The organism is Mycobacterium sp. H4Y (genome assembly GCF_000364405.1).
GTDB classification, from domain to species: Bacteria; Actinomycetota; Actinomycetes; order Mycobacteriales; family Mycobacteriaceae; genus Mycobacterium; species Mycobacterium intracellulare.
In genome coordinates, this window is the sequence record NZ_AKIG01000001.1 from 712027 (window position 1) to 729368 (window position 17342).

Consider the following 17342-nt stretch of genomic DNA (forward strand, 5'->3'; position numbering starts at 1 on the left):
TTCGGGGAAAGGCGAACCGATGAAGCGGCTGGCGACGTGGTGGGGGCAGGACGACCACTTCGATTGGCTGACAGGTTATTTGCAAGCGCACGGGCTGAGCACCAACACCCGCAGGGTGTTGGCTGTCGTGGCGTCCTCGTTGGTGCTGGTGCCCGTCAATGTGTACTGGGGTCCCGAGCCGTTGTATCCCCATGTGGCGCTGACGGTTTCGGTCGTGTCCGCCGTGATCGGACTGGGCATGGCGGTGCTGTGGTTGAGCGGATGGCCCACCCGGCGCCAGTCGATCTTCTACATCATGACCGGCTGCGTATCCATTGGCGGCGGCTGTCTGTGGCAGCCCCAGCCGCTCGTCGGGCTGATGTCCTGCTCGGCGCTCTCGGTGACCGGCGGCTACATCGCGTTCTTCCACACCACCAGGCTCATGGCGCTGAACCTCGGCGTGGCCAGCGCGATCGGGGCCTGGCAGGCGGTGCGTCTGGCCGCCGAGGGGCAAGCAGTGTTGGCCTTCACCGGCTACTTCCTGGTTCTGGAACTCAACGTGGTCGTTCCGCTCGCCATCCAGGTCGTGGTGCGCGCCCTGTGGGTTGATCTCTCGCGTGCCAACCGCGATCCGCTGACCGGCCTGCTGAACCGGCGAGCCTGCGACAGGGAGATAGTCGGCCGGATGCTCGCGGGCGCGCATCACATGTTCTTGGCGGTGGCCATGGTCGATCTGGACCGCTTCAAAGAGCTCAACGACACCCGCGGGCACGCCGCCGGCGATGAGGCGCTCATCGAGGTGGCCGGCACCCTGACGACCGCCTGCGGAGAGACCGCGATCGTCGGCCGCGTCGGCGGGGAGGAGTTCCTGGTCGCCGACATTGTCACCGCGGACCAGCTGCCGGAGTGGGGCCGACAGCTCTGTGACGCGATAGCCGCGATGAACGCATCGGTGACCGCCAGCGTCGGAATCGCCACCCTCGCGTTGCGCAGCGTCGTCTCGGACTATGCCGAGCACGCGTTCCACCAATTGGTCGCCCAGGCCGACACCGCGATGTATGAAGCCAAACGGTGCGGCGGCAACCAGAGTCGCCACCGCCAGGTGGCGGTCTGAGCCCGCCGAAGCCCTACTGAGCGGATGAAGGGGCGTCGACGAGCGACGCCAACCGGGTGGGGCGCTCGTGCCCGCGCAGGGTGACCGTTTCGCCCAATGACCAACGGGCCCGCTCGTTTTCGCTTGCGCCCTCGATGGCGTCGGCCGTCGCGAGCAGACGGTTGGTGTGTGACTTGGCGAGCTCGCACAGCCGCGCCGCCTCGTTGACCGGCTCCCCGATGACGGTGTATTCGAATCGTTCTTTGGCGCCGACATTTCCGGCGACGACCTGGCCCGCGGCCACGCCGATCCCGGCCTCGAGGTCGGACATCTCGTCCGCCAGGCGCTCGGCGATACACCGCGCGGCGGCCAGCGCCGCATCTTCGGGACTGTCCAGGCGGTTGGGCGCGCCGAAGATGGCCAGCGTCGCGTCGCCTTCGAATTTGTTGACCAGCCCGCAGTAGCGGTCGACCTCCTCGACGACGATCGCGAAGAAACGGTTCAGCACCGCAACGACTTCGGCCGGCGGCTGGCTCGTCACCAGCTGCGTCGACCCGACGATGTCGATGAAGACGACCGCGACGTGGCGTTCTTCGCCGCCCAGCTTCGGCCGTTCGCGTTCCGCGGCCAGCGCCACCTCACGCCCGACGTGGCGGCCGAAGAGGTCGCGGACGCGTTCCCGCTCCCGCAGGCCGTCGACCATCGTGTTGAAGCCGCGTTGCAGCTCACCGAGTTCGGTACCGTCGAACACCACGAGGTCCCCCCGCAGATCGCCGCGCTCGACGCGCGCCAGGGCCGCACGGACCACCCGCACCGGTGTCGCGGTGAGCCAGGCCAGGATCCACATCAGGACGCACCCGAAGATCAACGGGGCCATCGACACGATGAACACGGCCACCGCGAACTGCGTCTGGGTCAGATTGCGCAGCACGAGCTCGAACAGAGCGAGCATCATGATCCCGATGACGGGCACGGCCGAACCGAGGAACCAGACGACCATCGTGCGGCCCATGATGCCCGCCGCGAACCGTCGTGGCGGTGGCCCGGCCTCGAGCGCCTGGGCGGCGACGGGCCGCAGCGCGAACTCCGCGAGCAGGTAACTAGCGGTGGCGACCACCACCCCGCCAAAGCTCACGACGAGCAGGAATCGCGGAATGAAGAGCGTGTTGACCATGCCGTACAGCGTCGTCAGCAGTATCGTCCCGACGCCCCACAAGACGAGGTCGACGAGGGCGATGCGCCACGGCGCGACAAAGGTGTTGCGCTCGTCCTCTGGAGTCGGCTCGCGCTCTTCAATCGCCCAGCGCAGGGCGATCACGGTCCGGCGGGTGATCCAGTACGTGCCCCACGCCGAGGCCGCCACGATGTAGGCCGGGGAGGCACCGAACGTGATCCACGCCGGCGCGTCGTCGAACACGCTCGGCACCGGGATGGCGACCGTCACCAAAAACAGCGCGACGGCGATGCCGATCAGGTTCGCGCCCAGCACCAGCACCGTCATGATGATCTGGATGCGCACCCGGCGGCGGCCCTGGCTTTCCGACACCCGACCGAGCAGCAGGGAGCCGTACGCCGGCGTCTCTGGCAGACGGCCGCTCTGACGGGTGACGCGCTCGAGCACCCGGCCTATTCGTTGTGCCAAGGACGTGTTGGCCGACATGGTGGCGTCAGCCTAATTTGTCGGCCACGCTCTAAGGTGAGTCGGGTGCGTCTAGTGATCGCTCAATGCACCGTGGACTACGTCGGCCGGCTCACCGCGCACCTGCCCTCCGCGCGCAGGCTGTTGCTGTTCAAGGCCGACGGATCGGTCAGTGTGCACGCCGACGACCGCGCCTACAAACCGCTGAATTGGATGAGCCCGCCGTGCTGGCTGAGCGAGCAGGCCGGTGACCCCCCGGTGTGGGTTGTCGAAAACAAGGCGGGCGAACAACTGCGCATCACCGTCGAGGAGATCGAACACGACTCCAGCCACGATCTCGGCGTGGACCCGGGGCTGGTCAAGGACGGCGTCGAAGCGCACCTGCAGGCGCTGCTCGCCGAGCACGTCCAGCTGCTCGGCGAGGGGTACACGCTGGTGCGTCGCGAGTACATGACCGCCATCGGCCCCGTCGATCTGCTGTGCCGCGACGAACGCGGCGGCTCGGTGGCGGTGGAGATCAAGCGGCGCGGCGAGATCGACGGCGTCGAGCAGCTCACCCGCTACCTCGAGCTGCTCAACCGGGACAGCCTGCTGGCGCCGGTGCAAGGGGTCTTCGCGGCGCAGCAGATCAAGCCGCAGGCGCGCACCCTGGCCGTCGATCGCGGGATCCGTTGTGTGACATTGGATTACGACAAGATGCGGGGCATGGACAACGACGAGTACCGGCTGTTCTGAAGCCCGTCACTAGACTGATCGCATGCCTCGGCGCCGCCCACCGCCACGCAGGCAGCGGCCGTCGGCGCCGCTGTTGCGCCGGGTGGAGGTCGGGCCCGACGGACACGAGTACGAGGTCCGTCCCGTTGCAGCGGCCCGAGCGGTCAAGACCTATCGCTGCCCGGGCTGTGATCACGAAATCCGCTCCGGCTCAGCTCATTTGGTGGTGTGGCCGATCGATTCGGTGTCCGGGACAGGCGCGGGTCACGTCGAGGACCGCCGGCATTGGCACACGCCGTGCTGGGCGCACCGCGCCACCCGCGGTCCCACCAGGAAGTGGTCTTGACTACCGGCTTTCAGGCGGCCGGTTCGACGAGCTCGATCAGCACTCCGCCGCCGTCCTTGGGGTGGATGAAGTTGATCCGGGAGTTTGCCGTGCCGCGCCGGGGCGCGTCGTAGATCAACCGCACGCCTTGCTCGCGGAGCCGCTCGACCATGGCGTCGAGGTCGCTGACCCGAACGGCCATCTGCTGAATGCCCGGCCCGCGCTTGTCGAGGAACTTCGCGATCGTCGAGGACTCGTCGATCGGGGCCATCAACTGGATCTGCGCGGTGCCCGCCGGGGCGCCCCGCACCGCCAGCATGGCTTCGCGGATTCCCTGCTCCTCGTTGACTTCCTCGTGCACCAGGATCATGCCGAGGTGGTCGTGGTACCAGTCGATGGCGGAGTCCAGGTCGGCGACTGCGATGCCGACGTGATCGATCGCCGTCACCAGTGAGGTGGCCAGGATCTGACGGGCGTCAACTTGATCGGTCGTCATCACATAACGGTAACCTGGCGGCAAAGATTGCGCTTCTCCGGGAGTCCGAATCGGCCGTCGGGGGAGCGCCCAGCAGGCCTTAGGAGAGAGTCATGACGACGTCGGTGATCGTTGCTGGAGCGCGCACACCCATCGGCAAGCTGATGGGTTCGCTGAAGGATTTCTCGGGCAGCGATCTGGGCGCCATCGCGATCGCCGGCGCGCTGGAGAAGGCCTTCCCAAATGTTCAAGAGCCGGGTTCGCTGGTCGACTACGTGATCATGGGCCAGGTGTTGACGGCCGGGGCGGGCCAGATGCCCGCACGCCAGGCGGCCGTGGCCGCCGGCATCGGCTGGGACGTTCCGGCGCTGACCATCAACAAGATGTGCCTGTCCGGAATCGACTCCATCGCGCTGGCCGACCAGCTCATTCGCGCCGGGGAGTTCGACGTGGTGGTCGCCGGCGGCCAGGAGTCCATGTCCAAGGCGCCGCACCTGCTGATGGACAGCCGCTCGGGCTACAAGTACGGCGACGTCACGGTCCTCGACCACATGGCCTACGACGGCCTGCATGACGTGTTCACCGACCAGCCCATGGGCGCGCTCACCGAACAGCGCAACGACGTCGACAAGTTCACCCGCCAGGAGCAGGACGAGTTCGCTGCCGGGTCGCATCAGAAGGCGGCCGCGGCGTGGAAGGACGGCGTCTTCACCGACGAGGTGGTGCCGGTCAACATCCCGCAACGCAAGGGTGATCCGCTGCAGTTCACCGAGGACGAAGGCATCCGCGCCAACACCACGGCCGAGTCGCTGGCCGGCCTCAAGCCGGCGTTTCGCCGCGATGGCACCATCACCGCCGGTTCGGCCTCCCAGATCTCCGATGGCGCCGCCGCGGTGGTGGTGATGAGCAAGGCCAAAGCGCAGGAGCTGGGGCTGAGCTGGCTGGCCGAGATCGGCGCGCACGGGGTGGTGGCCGGTCCGGACTCCACCCTGCAGTCGCAGCCGGCCAACGCGATCAAGAAGGCCATCAGCCGCGAGGGCATCTCCGTCGACCAGCTCGATGTCGTGGAGATCAACGAGGCGTTTGCCGCGGTCGCGCTGGCCTCGACCCGCGAACTCGGCGTGAATCCCGACATCGTCAACGTCAACGGCGGCGCGATCGCGGTCGGGCATCCGATCGGCATGTCGGGGGCGCGCATCACGCTGCATGCGGCCCTGGAATTGGCGCGGCGGGGGTCCGGATACGCCGTCGCGGCGCTCTGCGGGGCCGGAGGGCAGGGCGACGCCCTGGTTCTGCGGGCGGGTTAGCCAGGGATCGACGCTCCCCGCGACGTTGCTGGCGCCGTGCGGCGGCAAGAATTTTGTGATCTTCGTCATACGGGCCGATCACGCCCCTTTTTGAGGGGATTTTCGGCCCCGTCCCGGCCGTGCCCGAGCGGCGCCGCCACCGGGTGGATCGGTAGCCCGCGCGCATGACAAACTTGACGGCGTGACGCGTCCGCGACCTTCCATCGGCCCCGCACTGACCGGTGCTGTCGATCTGTCCGGTCTCAAGCAGCGCGCCCAGTCGCCCGGCGCCGCTCCGGGAGGGCCCACGCCCCCGACCACCGAGGGGGGTGGCATCACCGCGGTCACCGAGGCCAACTTCGAGGCCGAGGTTCTGCTGCGGTCCGAGGAAGTGCCGGTCGTCGTGTTGCTGTGGTCGCCGCGCAGCGACGCGTGCGTCCAGCTCCTCGACACGCTGTCCGGGCTGTCCGGCCAGGACAACGGCAAATGGTCGCTGACCTCCGTCAATGTCGATGTCGCGCCCAGGGTCGCCCAGATCTTCGGCGTCGACGCCGTCCCCACCGTGGTGGCCTTGGCGGCCGGGCAGCCGATCTCGAGTTTCCAAGGCGTGCAGCCGGCCGAGCAACTGCGCGGCTGGCTGGACCAAATCCTCTCCGCGACCGCCGGGAAGCTTAGGGGCGCAACGGGTTCCGCGGAACCCGACGTCGTCGACCCCGAGCTGGCCGCGGCGCGCCAGCAGCTGGAGGACGGTGACTTTGAGGCCGCCAAGGCGTCCTATCAGTCGATCCTGGATGCCAACCCGGCCAGCGCGGAGGCCAAGGGCGCGATCCGCCAGATCGAGTTCCTGACGCGCGCGACCGCCCAGCGCCCGGACGCCGTCGCGGTCGCCGACGCGGCGCCGACCGACATCGAAGCCGCCCTCGCGGCCGCCGACGTGCAGATCCTCAACCAAGAGGTCGCCGCCGCGTTCGAGCGACTGATCGCCTTGGTGCGCAGCACATCCGGCGATGATCGCGCGTTGGTGCGCACCCGCCTGGTGGAGCTGTTCGAACTGTTCGACCCGGCCGATCCCGAGGTCGTCGTCGGGCGACGCAACCTCGCCAACGCGCTGTACTGACGCGAAATCGGCTACGAAGGTCGAGTTGTTGGCGCCAACAGCGCCGAAATCGCGCAACTAGTCCACGTTCGGCGATGGGTTCAGGGGCCCTACTCCGGTTCCAGCCACAGCGCCGACGTGGGCGGCAACACCAGCACCGCCGAGGCCGGGCGCCCGTGCCACGGGTCTTCGGTGGCATCGACACCGCCCATGTTCCCGACCCCCGAACCGTTGTAGACGGTGGCGTCGGTGTTGAGCACCTCGCGCCACCGCCCCGCCGACGGCAGGCCCAGCCGGTAGCCGCCGTGCTCGGCACCGGCGAAATTGAACACGCACGCCATCACCGAGCCGTCCTTGCCGTAACGCAGGAAGCTCAAGACGTTGTTGCCCGAGTCGTTGGCGTCGATCCAGGAGTAGCCGTCGGGCACGGTGTCTTGGCTCCACAGCGCCGGGTGGCTGCGGTAGATGTCGTTGATGTCGCGCACCATGCGCAGGACGCCGTTGGAGAATCCCTGCTCGTCGAGCTGCCACCAATCCAGACCGCGCTCTTCGGACCACTCGGCGCGCTGGCCGAATTCCTGGCCCATGAACAGCAATTGCTTGCCCGGGTGCGCCCACTGGTAGGCGAGCAGGCTGCGCAGGCCGGCGGCCTTGACGTGATTGTTGCCCGGCATGCGTCCCCATAGCGTTCCCTTGCCGTGGACCACCTCGTCATGGCTGATCGGCAGCACGTAGTTCTCGCTGAACGCATAAAGCATCGAGAACGTCATCTCGTGGTGGTGATAGCTCCGATAGATCGGATCGCGGCTGATGTAGTCGAGCGTGTCATGCATCCAGCCCATGTTCCACTTCATTGAAAAGCCCAGGCCGCCAAGGTTTGTCGGCCGGGTGACCCCGGGCCAGGAGGTCGACTCCTCGGCGATGGTGACGATGCCCGGGGCGCTCTTGTGCGCCGTGGCGTTCATCTCCTGCAGGAACTGGACCGCCTCCAAGTTCTCCCGCCCGCCGTAGATGTTCGGCGTCCAGCCGCCTTCGGGGCGGGAGTAATCCAGGTACAGCATCGACGCGACCGCGTCCACACGTAGTCCATCGATGTGAAATTCTTCGAGCCAGAACAAGGCGTTGGCCACCAGGAAGTTGCGTACCTCACGGCGACCGAAGTCGAAAACGTAGGTGCCCCAGTCGAGTTGCTCACCGCGTTGCGGGTCGGAATGTTCGTAAAGCGGGGTGCCGTCGAAGCGGGCCAGCGCCCACGCGTCCTTCGGGAAGTGTGCCGGCACCCAGTCCACCAGCACGCCGATACCGGCCTGGTGCAGGGCGTCGACCAGGGCCCGGAATTCGTCCGGGGTGCCGAACCGGGACGTCGGGGCGTAGTACGACGTCACCTGGTATCCCCAGGATCCGGCGAAGGGATGTTCGGCGACCGGGAGCAGCTCGACGTGGGTGAATCCGTGCTCCACAACGTAATCCGTCAGCTCGCGGGCCAACTGGCGGTAGTTGAGCCCGGGTCGCCATGAACCCAGGTGAACCTCGTAGGTGCTCATCGGCTCGAACACCGGGTTGCGCCCGGCGCGCTGCGTCATCCAGTCCGCGTCTTCCCAGGTGTACTTGCTGCGCGTCACCCGGGAGGCCGTGTGCGGCGGCACCTCGGTGGCGAAGGCCATGGGGTCGGCGCGTTCGGTGACCACTCCGTCGGCGCCATGAACGCGAAACTTGTACAGCCCCTCCAGCGGGAAGCCGGGCCAGAACAGCTCCCACACGCCCGAGGAGCCCAACACCCGCATCGGGGCGTCGTTGCCGGTCCAGCCGTTGAACTCGCCGACCAGGCTGACGCCCTTGGCGTTGGGCGCCCACACCGCGAACGACACCCCGTTGACCACGCCGTCGGCCGTGGTGAACGAGCGAGGATGCGCGCCAAGGACTTCCCAGAGGCGCTCGTGGCGCCCTTCGGCGAACAGATGAAGGTCGACCTCGCCGAGGGTGGGCAGGAAACGGTAGGCGTCGGCGACGACGTAGGGGTCGGCGCCCTCGTAGGTGATCTGGAGCCGATAGTCGATCAGGTTGGTGAACGGCAGCGCCACGGCGAACAGCCCGGACTCGACGTGCTGCATCGGGAATCGGTCGTCGCCGACGATCGCGACGACCTCGACCGCGTGGGGCCGGTACGCCCGAATGACGGTGTGGTCGCCGTATTCGTGGGCCCCCAGCACGCCGTGCGGGTTGTGGTGCGTGCCGGCGACCAGGCGCGACAGGTCGGCGGGGTCGGGCGCCAGGTGCGTCCGAGCGAGTTGGTCGGCTTGGCTCATGTCCCTTTCGCCTCCGGTCCGTTTCATGTCTGGTGTCAATGCCTGCGCAGCAGCGTCATTCGAGCGTCATGCGGTACGCGCGGCATGTTGATGATGTGCGCGACCGCCTGCCCGGGATCGATGCGAACGTAATTGGCTTGTCCCCATTGGAATTCCTGGCCGGTGATCTCGTCGCGCACCCAAAAGCGCTCGTAGGGCTCCATACCCAGTGCGGCCATATCCAAAAACAGGGTCGCTTCCTCGGGGCCGAAGGCGTTGAGCGTCACCACCACCAACACGCAGTCGCCGGTGGCCGGGTCGAACTTGCTGTAGGCGAGCAGCGCGTCGTTGTCCACGCTGTGGAAATGGATGGTGCGCAGCTGCTCGAGGGCGGGGTGGAGTCGGCGAATCGCGTTGAGCTGCGTGATGAATGGCTCAAGCGAGCGTCCCTCGGCGAGCGCACCCGCGAAATCGCGAGGCCGCAACTCGTACTTCTCGGAGTCCAGGTACTCCTCGCTGCCTTCGCGCACCGCGCGATGCTCGAACAGCTCGTATCCCGAATACACGCCCCAGGCCGGTCCCATCGTCGCGGCCAGCACCGCACGGATGGCGAACATCCCGGGCCCGTTGTGCTGCAAGATGGCGTGCAGGATGTCGGGGGTGTTGACGAACAGGTTGGGCCGGCGGAAGTCGGCCAAAGCGGCGATCTCGTTACCGAATTCGGTCAGCTCCCACTTCGCCGTGCGCCAGGTGAAGTAGCTGTACGACTGCGTGAAGCCCAGTTTGGCCAGCCCGTACTGGCGGGCCGGCGGCGTGAAGGCCTCGGAGAGAAACAGCACGTCGGGGTCGATGGCCTTGACCGCGGCGATCAACCACGCCCAGAAGTCCGGCGGCTTGGTGTGCGGGTTGTCGACGCGAAAAACCTTGACGCCGTGGTCCATCCAGTGCCGGACCACGCGCAGCACCTCGTCGTAGAGGCCGGCCGGGTCGTTGTCGAAGTTGATCGGATAGATGTCCTGGTACTTCTTGGGCGGGTTCTCCGCGTAGGCGATGGTGCCGTCGGGCAATTCGGTGAACCAGTTGCGGTGGTTACGCGCCCAGGGATGGTCCGGCGCGCATTGCAGCGCCAGATCCAGCGCCACCTCCATGCCCAATTCGCGTGTCGCGGCGACGAACGCGTCGAAGTCCTCGATGGTGCCCAAATCCGGGTGGACGGCGTCGTGGCCGCCCTCGTCGCTGCCGATCGCCCAGGGAGAACCCACATCTGTCGGAGCGGCGGTGGGGGAGTTGTTGCGCCCCTTGCGATGTACCTTGCCGATCGGATGGATCGGCGGCAGGTAGACGACGTCGAACCCCATCGCCGCGATGCGCCCGAGCGCGGCGGTTGCGGTGGCGAATGTGCCGTGCACGGGGTTGCCGTCGGCGTCCCATCCGCCGGTCGAGCGGGGAAACATCTCATACCAGGAGCCGAACCGGGCCAACGGCCGGTCCACCCAGACGCTGTACTGCTCGCCGCGCGTGACGAAGTCGCGAAGCGGGTGGTCCGCCAGGATTTCCTCGATCTCCGGCCCCAGCGCCAGCGCCGTTCGGGTGACCGGGTCCCCGGGGGTGCGCAGCGCGGCGGCGGCGGCCAGCAGCGGTTCGCGCCGGGCGCGCGGCACCTCGCTCGCGGCGCGTTCGAACAACCCGGCGCCTACCAGAAGATCGTTGGACAGTTCCTTCTCGCCCTGACCGGCGTCCAGTTTGGCGACCAGCCCGTGCCGCCAGGTGTGGATCGGGTCGCCCCACCCCTCGACGCGGAAGGTCCACAGCCCCACCTGGTCGGGGGTGAATTGGCCGTGGAACACATAGGGTTCCAGACCCATCGTCATCGGCAGCGCCAGCGGCTTAACCTTTTGCTGGTCGACCTTGCCGTCGCGATCGGTCACCGGCTTTGCCGGAGCCTGAACCGCTTTGACCCGCCGGGTCTCGGTGACTTGCGGATAGCCCGGCCCGAGGTAGCGCACGACCAGGGTTGCGGCCACGGCCTCGTGGCCTTCCCGCCACACCGCGGCGCTGACCGGCACGACCTCGCCGACCACGGCTTTCGCGGGAAACGCGCCACAGGAAACGACCGGCTGGACGTTATCGATCTCGACACGACCGGGCACCACCACTCCGTTCCGATTTTCCCGCTTCCTCCGCGCCCCGCGCCGCGGGCCGCATCGTCACCGGGAGCGATCCAGATTGTGTGCGGCCAGTCCGGGGTGTGCTCCGCGCGGAACGCCGCTCGTCGGGAAACTTCCTGTCGTGGGGAACTTTCTGTGCGGGGAAGCATCGTTGCGACCCCGATAACTAACCGATACCCACCCTAGTCTTCGGTCACACCCCGCCACGGAAAGCGAACGAAAAGCGGTCTTTCGCGCCGCCGTGCGCGGGCCGGAATCCTCAGTAAGGTAGGGACGCGTGAAAGCCCTCCGCCGGTTTACCGTCCGTGCTCACCTTCCCGAGCGTTTGACCGCGCTGGACCAGCTCTCGACCAACTTGCGATGGTCATGGGACACGCCGACCCAGGACCTTTTCGCGAGCATCGACCCGGACCTGTGGCAGCGATGCGGCTGCGATCCGGTGGCGTTGCTGGGGGCGGTCAAGCCGGCGCGACTCGACGAATTGGCGATCGACGAGACCTTCCTTCGCCGGCTCGACGAGCTGACCGCCGAATTGAACGATTACCTCAACCGCCCGCTGTGGTACCAGCAACAGCAGGACCACGGCGCCGAGATGCCGGCCGCCATCGCCTACTTCTCGATGGAGTTCGGCATCGCCGAGGTGCTGCCCAACTACTCCGGCGGCTTGGGCATCCTCGCCGGTGACCACCTGAAGTCTGCATCCGATCTGGGTGTGCCGTTGGTCGCGGTGGGGCTCTACTACCGGTCCGGCTACTTCCGGCAGTCGCTGACCGCCGACGGGTGGCAGCACGAGAACTACCCGTCGCTGGACCCGCAGGGGCTGCCGTTGCGGTTGCTGACCGATGCCACCGGCGACCCCGCCCTGGTTGAGCTGATGCTGCCGGACTCCGCGCAGTTGCACGCCCGGATCTGGGTCGCGCAGGTGGGCAGGGTCCCGCTGCTCCTGCTCGATTCCGACGTCCCCGAGAACGAGCACGATCTGCGGGGTGTCACCGACCGCCTGTACGGGGGCGATCAGGAACACCGGATGAGGCAGGAGATCCTGGCCGGCATCGGCGGCGTGCGGGCGATCCGCGCCTACACCGCCATCCACGGCCTGCCCGCGCCCGAGGTGTTCCACATGAACGAGGGGCACGCCGGGTTCCTGGGCGCGGAACGCATTCGCGAGCTGATGACGGGCTCCGCGTTGGACTTCGACACCGCGCTGGCGGTCGTGCGCTCGAGCACCGTGTTCACCACCCACACCCCGGTGCCCGCCGGCATCGACCGTTTCCCCATCGACATGGTGCGGCTGTACTTCGACGACCATCTTGCCGACGAATCGGAATCCGGCGCCGACGGCGCGGCGGCCGACGCGACGAGCGCGCCCGTGTTGCTGCCGGGGGTCCCGACGGCGCGCATCCTGGCGCTCGGCGCCGAGGACGACCCGACGAAATTCAACATGGCGCACATGGGTCTGCGCCTGGCCCAGCGGGCCAACGGGGTCTCGTCGCTGCACGGCCGGGTGAGCCGGGCGATGTTCAACGAGCTGTGGCCCGGATTCGACCCCGGCGAGGTGCCGATCGGGTCGATCACCAACGGGGTGCACGCGCGAACCTGGGCGGCGCCGCAGTGGCTGCAGCTGGGCTACGAGCTGGCCGGGTCGGATTCGTTCAGCGACCCGGGCGTGTGGTTGCGCCTGCAGCAGGTCGATGCGGGTCACCTGTGGTGGATTCGTTCGCAACTGAGGTCTCTGCTGGTCGACGACGTGCGGCGCCGGCTGCGGCGCTCGTGGTTGGAACGCGGCGCCTCGGACGCCGAATTGGGTTGGATAGCAACAGCCTTCGATCCGGAAGTGCTGACCATCGGGTTCGCCCGGCGGGTGCCGACGTACAAGCGGTTGACGCTGATGCTGCACGATCCGGATCGGCTGGAGCAGCTGCTTCTGGACAGCGAACGGCCGATCCAGCTGATCGTCGCCGGTAAGTCGCACCCGGCGGACGACGGCGGCAAGGCGTTGATCCAGCAGGTGGTGCGTTTTGCCGACCGGCCGCAGGTGCGCCACCGCATCGCGTTCTTGCCCGACTACGACATGTCCATGGCCCGGCTGCTCTACTGGGGCTGCGACGTCTGGTTGAACAACCCGCTGCGCCCGTTGGAGGCCTGCGGCACCTCGGGAATGAAGAGCGCACTCAACGGCGGGCTGAACCTGTCCATCCGCGATGGCTGGTGGGATGAATGGTACGACGGCGAAAACGGTTGGGAGATACCGTCTGCCGACGGCGTGGCCGACGCGGAGCGCCGCGACGACCTGGAATCCAGCGCGCTGTATCGGCTGCTGGAAGAAGCCGTGGCACCGAAGTTCTACGAGCGTGACCAGCACGGGGTACCGCCGCGCTGGATCGAAATGGTGCGCCACACCCTGCAGACGCTCGGCCCGAAGGTCCTGGCTTCCCGCATGGTGCGCGACTACGTCGAGCAGTACTACACGCCCGCGGCGCAATCGCTGCGCAAGACCCTCGCGCCCGCCGGCGGCGGCGGCGAGTTCGGCGCCGCCCGCGAGCTGGCCGCCTATCGCCGGCGCGCCTACGAGGCCTGGCCGAAGATCGTGATCACCGACGTCGACAGCACCGGCCTGCCGGACAGCCCGGTGCTCGGCTCGAAGCTGACCCTGACCGCCACCGTGCAGCTGGCCGGGCTGGCGCCCGACGAGGTCACGGTCCAGGCGGTGGTCGGCCGCGTCGACGCCGGCGATGCGCTGCTGGAGCCGATCACCGTCGAGATGTCGTACACCGGCACCGCCGAGGGCGGCAACCAGGTGTTCTCGACGACCACCCCGCTGCCGCTGGCGGGATCGGTGGGATACACCGTGCGCGTGCTGCCCCGCCATCCGATGCTGGCCGCCAGCAACGAGCTCGGTCTGGTCACCCTGGCCCGCTAGCCGGAACCCTCAGGCGGACAGGCCTTCTTGCGAGTCCTCCGCTGTCCGCAGCCGCTGCAGCGCCTCGCGCACCTGCGCCCCGTTGGTGGTCTGCCAGAACGGCGGCAGCGAGGCCCGCAGGTAGCCGCCGTAGCCGGCGGTGACCATGCGCGAGTCGAGCACCGCGACCACCCCGCGATCGGTCACGCGGCGCAACAGCCGGCCGGAGCCCTGCGCCAGCAGCAGCGCCGCGTGGCTGGCCGCGACGGCCATGAAGCCGTTGCCGCCGCGCGCCGCGACCGCCCGCTGGCGCGCCCCCAGCAGGGGGTCGTCGGGGCGGGGGAACGGGATGCGGTCGATCAGCACCAGCGACAGCGACGGCCCGGGCACGTCGACGCCCTGCCACAGCGACAGGGTGCCGAACAGCGAGGTTAGCGGGTCGGCGCTGAACCGCTCGACCAGCGCCGACGTGCTGTCGTCGCCCTGGCACAACACCGGTGTCGACAGCCGTTCGCGCATGGCCTCGGCGGCCGCGCGGGCCGCCCGCATCGACGAGAACAGGCCCAGGGTGCGCCCGTCGGCGGCGGTGATGAGCTCGGCGATCTCGGTCAGCTGCTCGGCCGAGCCGACGCCGTCGCGCCCGGGCGGCGGCAGGTGCGCGGCCACGTACAGGATGCCGGCCTTGGCGTGCTGAAACGGCGAGCCGACGTCGAGGCCGCGCCATCGTGCGTCGCCGCCGTCGTCGCTCGTGGGAGCGGTCAGGCCCCACGCCGCGGCCATGGCGTCGAAGGAGCCGCCGATCGTCAGCGTCGCCGACGTCAACACCACGGTCGAACGCGAGAACACGCGTTGGCGCAGTAGCCCGGCGACCGAGAGCGGGGCCACCCGCAACACCGGGCGCGGTGCACCCCGGTTCTCCTCGTGTTCCAGCCACACCACGTCGGTGCGGTCGGGGATGGCCGGCCCGAACGAGGCGAGCACTCGCGACGCCGTCTCCGAAATCTCGCTGAGCGCGGCGACCGCTTCGGCGCGGGCCGCCGCCGCCTTGGCGTCGTTCGTGGTGTCGATCGCCGAGCGCGCCGCGGTGGCGACGTCGCGCAGCGCGGTCAGGTACGTCGCCAGGTCCTCGTCGAGGCGGTCGATGCGCCCCGGCGTGCCGTCGTGGATCGCCGCCGCGAAGTTGGCGGTGGTCGCGTCGAGGCGCTGGACCAGTTCCGGGCTCACCAACCGGCTGATCCGCCGCGAGGCGACCCCGAGCGCGGCCGACGTCAACTCCGCGGTGGCCACGGACGTCACCCGGTCCACCAACTCGTGCGCCTCGTCGACCACCAGCAGCGCGTGCTCGGGCAGCACCGCGGATTCGGCGACCGCGTCGATGGCCAGCAGCGCGTGGTTGGTGACCACGACGTCGGCACGGCCGGCCAGGCCCCTGGCCCGCTCGGAGAAGCACTCGGTGCCGAACGGGCAGCGGGCCACCCCGAGGCATTCCCGCGCGGAAACGCTGACCTGAGACCAGGACCGGTCGGGCACGCCCGGCTTCAAATCGTCGCGGTCACCGGATTCGGTGGTCGACGCCCACTCGGTGAGCCGTTGCACGTCGCGGCCCAGGGCGCTGACCGCCATGGGGTTGAAGAGTTCCTCTTGCGGCCGCCCGTCGACGTCGTCACCGTCGGCCGCCCCGCCGTTGTGAATCTTGTTGAGACACAGATAGTTTCGTCGGCCTTTGAGCAGCGCGAACTGCGGGCGGCGCGGCAGCGCGTCGGCCAGCGCATCGATGAGCCGGGGCAGATCGCGATCGACGAGCTGGCGTTGCAGCGCGATGGTGGCCGTCGACACGACGACGGGGGAGTCGTCGTCCAGGGCGTGCACGATCGCGGGCACCAGATAGGCGAGCGACTTGCCGGTGCCGGTGCCGGCCTGTACGACGAGGTGTTCGTCGGTGGCGAAGGCCCGCGCCACCGCAGCGGCCATCTCCTGTTGGCCGCTGCGTTCACTGCCGCCGAGCGCGGCCACGGCGGTGGCCAGCAGCTCGTGCACGGACACGTCGGACGTGGTCACTCCCTTGCTCAGGCGCGGATCTGCGTCGTCGTGACCGCGGGTTCGCCGTGCGACAGGTTCAGCCCCTCCCACGGCAGACTGCGCAGCCCGGAAGCTACCAGCTCGCGCGCCGCGGCGAGGTTCGGTTTGGACACCAGCTCCCCGCCGCGGACCAGCGGGACTGTCAACACCCGGGCCGGTTCATCGACGTCGGGCTGACGGCCGGCCGGATACAGGATCTCCTCGGTGATGGTGCCGGAGCTGCGCGCGGTGCGCAGTGCCTCTTTGTGTCCGCCGTGGGATTCCTTGTGGCTGCTGCGCTTCTGCACCGGCAGGCCGTCCACTTCGACGAGCTTGTACACCATGTTTGCGGTGGGTGCGCCCGAGCCGGTCACCAGCGACGTGCCGACGCCGTAACTGTCCACCGGCTCGGCTGCCAATGCGGCGATGGAGAACTCGTCGAGGTCACCGGAGACCACGATGCGGGTCCGCGTGGCGCCCAGGTCATCGAGCTGCTGGCGCACCTGGCGGGCCAGCACGCCCAGCTCGCCGGAGTCGATGCGCACGGCACCGAGCCCGGTGCCGGCGGCGGCCACCGCGTTGGCCACGCCGGCCGTCACGTCGTAGGTGTCCACCAGCAGGGTGGTGTCGACGCCGAGCGCCTCGACCTGCGCCCGAAAGGCCGCCAATTCGGTCGACTCCGCGAGGGTGTCGGCGCGCGCGTGCAGCATGGTGAACGCGTGCGCGGAGGTGCCCTCGGCCGGTATTCCGTAGCAGCGCTCAGCCTCCAGATTGGAGGACGCGGCGAAGCCGGCGATGTAGGCGGCGCGGGCCGCGGCGACCGCCGCCTGTTCGTGGGTTCGCCGTGACCCCATCTCGATCAGCGGTCGTCCCCTGGCCGCACTCACCATCCGCGCGGCGGCCGACGCGACCGCGGTGTCGTGATTGAAAATCGACAGCGCCAGCGTTTCGAGCACCACACACTCGGCGAACGTCCCGCTCACCGACAGCACCGGGGATCCGGGGAAGTACAGCTCGCCCTCGGCGTAGCCGTCGATATCGCCGCCGAACCGAAAATCGCGCAAGTACCGCAACGTATCTGGATCGAGGAATTGCCCGAGTGACCGGCAGGCCTCGTCATCGAAGGTGAACTGCGGCAGCGCCTCGAGCAGCCGGCCGGTTCCGGCGACCACGCCGTAACGGCGTCCCTCGGGAAGACGGCGTGCAAAAAGCTCGAAGGTGGTGCGGCGATTGGCGCTGCCGTCCCGCAGCGCCGCCGCCAGCATCGTCAACTCGTACTTGTCGGTCAGCAGCCCGGTGACGACCGAGTCGTTCATTCCATAACG

At 68.5% G+C, this 17342-nt stretch carries 12 protein-coding genes; 6 read left to right on the forward strand and 6 right to left on the reverse strand.

What is annotated here, in order from left to right:
* The first annotated feature begins 19 nt into the window (after positions 1 to 19).
* Positions 20 to 1093, forward strand: coding sequence for a GGDEF domain-containing protein (locus tag W7U_RS03300; protein ID WP_008254855.1), 1074 nt, complete (start codon positions 20 to 22; stop codon positions 1091 to 1093).
* 13 nt (positions 1094 to 1106) lie between these two features.
* On the opposite strand, the gene W7U_RS03305 is transcribed toward W7U_RS03300, so the two are convergent.
* Positions 1107 to 2732, reverse strand: a complete 1626-nt coding sequence (locus tag W7U_RS03305; protein WP_036428635.1) for an adenylate/guanylate cyclase domain-containing protein — start codon at positions 2730 to 2732, stop codon at positions 1107 to 1109.
* 45 nt (positions 2733 to 2777) lie between these two features.
* Between W7U_RS03305 and nucS the strand changes: the two genes are divergently transcribed.
* Together nucS and W7U_RS25205 are read left to right on the forward strand one after the other, a co-directional pair.
* Positions 2778 to 3446, forward strand: a complete 669-nt coding sequence (gene nucS / locus W7U_RS03310) for an endonuclease NucS (protein WP_008254859.1) — start codon at positions 2778 to 2780, stop codon at positions 3444 to 3446.
* 22 nt (positions 3447 to 3468) lie between these two features.
* Positions 3469 to 3771, forward strand: coding sequence for a hypothetical protein (locus W7U_RS25205; protein WP_080552542.1), 303 nt, complete (start codon positions 3469 to 3471; stop codon positions 3769 to 3771).
* Between the two features lie 10 nt (positions 3772 to 3781).
* Here the strand turns inward: W7U_RS25205 and mce are convergent, their stop codons facing one another.
* The gene (gene mce / locus W7U_RS03315; protein ID WP_008254861.1) at positions 3782 to 4249 is read right to left on the reverse strand and encodes a methylmalonyl-CoA epimerase; all 468 of its coding nucleotides are present in this window, start codon (positions 4247 to 4249) and stop codon (positions 3782 to 3784) included.
* 89 nt (positions 4250 to 4338) lie between these two features.
* Between mce and W7U_RS03320 the strand changes: the two genes are divergently transcribed.
* Both W7U_RS03320 and W7U_RS03325 read left to right on the forward strand, forming a co-directional pair.
* Positions 4339 to 5532: an acetyl-CoA C-acetyltransferase gene (locus tag W7U_RS03320; protein ID WP_008254863.1), complete on the forward strand. Its 1194-nt coding sequence runs from the start codon at positions 4339 to 4341 to the stop codon at positions 5530 to 5532.
* Between the two features lie 181 nt (positions 5533 to 5713).
* Positions 5714 to 6628 (forward strand): tetratricopeptide repeat protein, encoded by a 915-nt coding sequence (locus W7U_RS03325; protein ID WP_008254864.1) that lies wholly within the window; start codon positions 5714 to 5716, stop codon positions 6626 to 6628.
* An 89-nt stretch (positions 6629 to 6717) separates the two neighbouring features.
* Here W7U_RS03325 and glgB read toward each other — a convergent pair whose 3' ends face one another.
* Together glgB and W7U_RS03335 are read right to left on the reverse strand one after the other, a co-directional pair.
* The gene (gene glgB, locus W7U_RS03330; RefSeq protein WP_008254871.1) at positions 6718 to 8913 is read right to left on the reverse strand and encodes a 1,4-alpha-glucan branching protein GlgB; all 2196 of its coding nucleotides are present in this window, start codon (positions 8911 to 8913) and stop codon (positions 6718 to 6720) included.
* A gap of 35 nt (positions 8914 to 8948) precedes the next feature.
* The gene (locus W7U_RS03335; protein WP_198763772.1) at positions 8949 to 11042 is read right to left on the reverse strand and encodes an alpha-1,4-glucan--maltose-1-phosphate maltosyltransferase; all 2094 of its coding nucleotides are present in this window, start codon (positions 11040 to 11042) and stop codon (positions 8949 to 8951) included.
* Positions 11043 to 11337: 295 nt separating this feature from the next.
* Here W7U_RS03335 and glgP point away from each other — a divergent pair, with 295 nt between their 5' ends.
* Complete coding sequence (glgP, locus tag W7U_RS03340; protein WP_008254875.1) at positions 11338 to 13980, forward strand: alpha-glucan family phosphorylase; 2643 nt, start codon at positions 11338 to 11340, stop codon at positions 13978 to 13980.
* Between the two features lie 9 nt (positions 13981 to 13989).
* Here the strand turns inward: glgP and W7U_RS03345 are convergent, their stop codons facing one another.
* Positions 13990 to 16029 carry an ATP-dependent DNA helicase gene (locus tag W7U_RS03345; RefSeq protein WP_085976843.1) on the reverse strand — a complete coding sequence of 680 codons (2040 nt, stop codon included), beginning with the start codon at positions 16027 to 16029 and terminating at the stop codon, positions 13990 to 13992.
* Positions 16026 to 17333, reverse strand: a complete 1308-nt coding sequence (locus tag W7U_RS03350) for a nicotinate phosphoribosyltransferase (RefSeq protein ID WP_008254879.1) — start codon at positions 17331 to 17333, stop codon at positions 16026 to 16028. The genes W7U_RS03345 and W7U_RS03350 overlap by 4 nt, the downstream gene beginning before the upstream one ends.
* Between the last annotated feature and the right edge of the window lie 9 nt (positions 17334 to 17342).

Excerpts from the sequence above, each read along its gene's own strand:
- W7U_RS03305 (WP_036428635.1), bottom strand. The coding sequence starts at position 2,732 with ATGTCGGCCAACACGTCCTTGGCACAACGAATAGGCCGGGTGCTCGAG.
- W7U_RS03350 (WP_008254879.1), bottom strand. The coding sequence starts at position 17,333 with ATGAACGACTCGGTCGTCACCGGGCTGCTGACCGACAAGTACGAGTTG.
- glgB (WP_008254871.1), bottom strand. The coding sequence starts at position 8,913 with ATGAGCCAAGCCGACCAACTCGCTCGGACGCACCTGGCGCCCGACCCC.
- W7U_RS03300 (WP_008254855.1), top strand. The coding sequence starts at position 20 with ATGAAGCGGCTGGCGACGTGGTGGGGGCAGGACGACCACTTCGATTGG.
- W7U_RS03320 (WP_008254863.1), top strand. The coding sequence starts at position 4,339 with ATGACGACGTCGGTGATCGTTGCTGGAGCGCGCACACCCATCGGCAAG.
- W7U_RS25205 (WP_080552542.1), top strand. The coding sequence starts at position 3,469 with ATGCCTCGGCGCCGCCCACCGCCACGCAGGCAGCGGCCGTCGGCGCCG.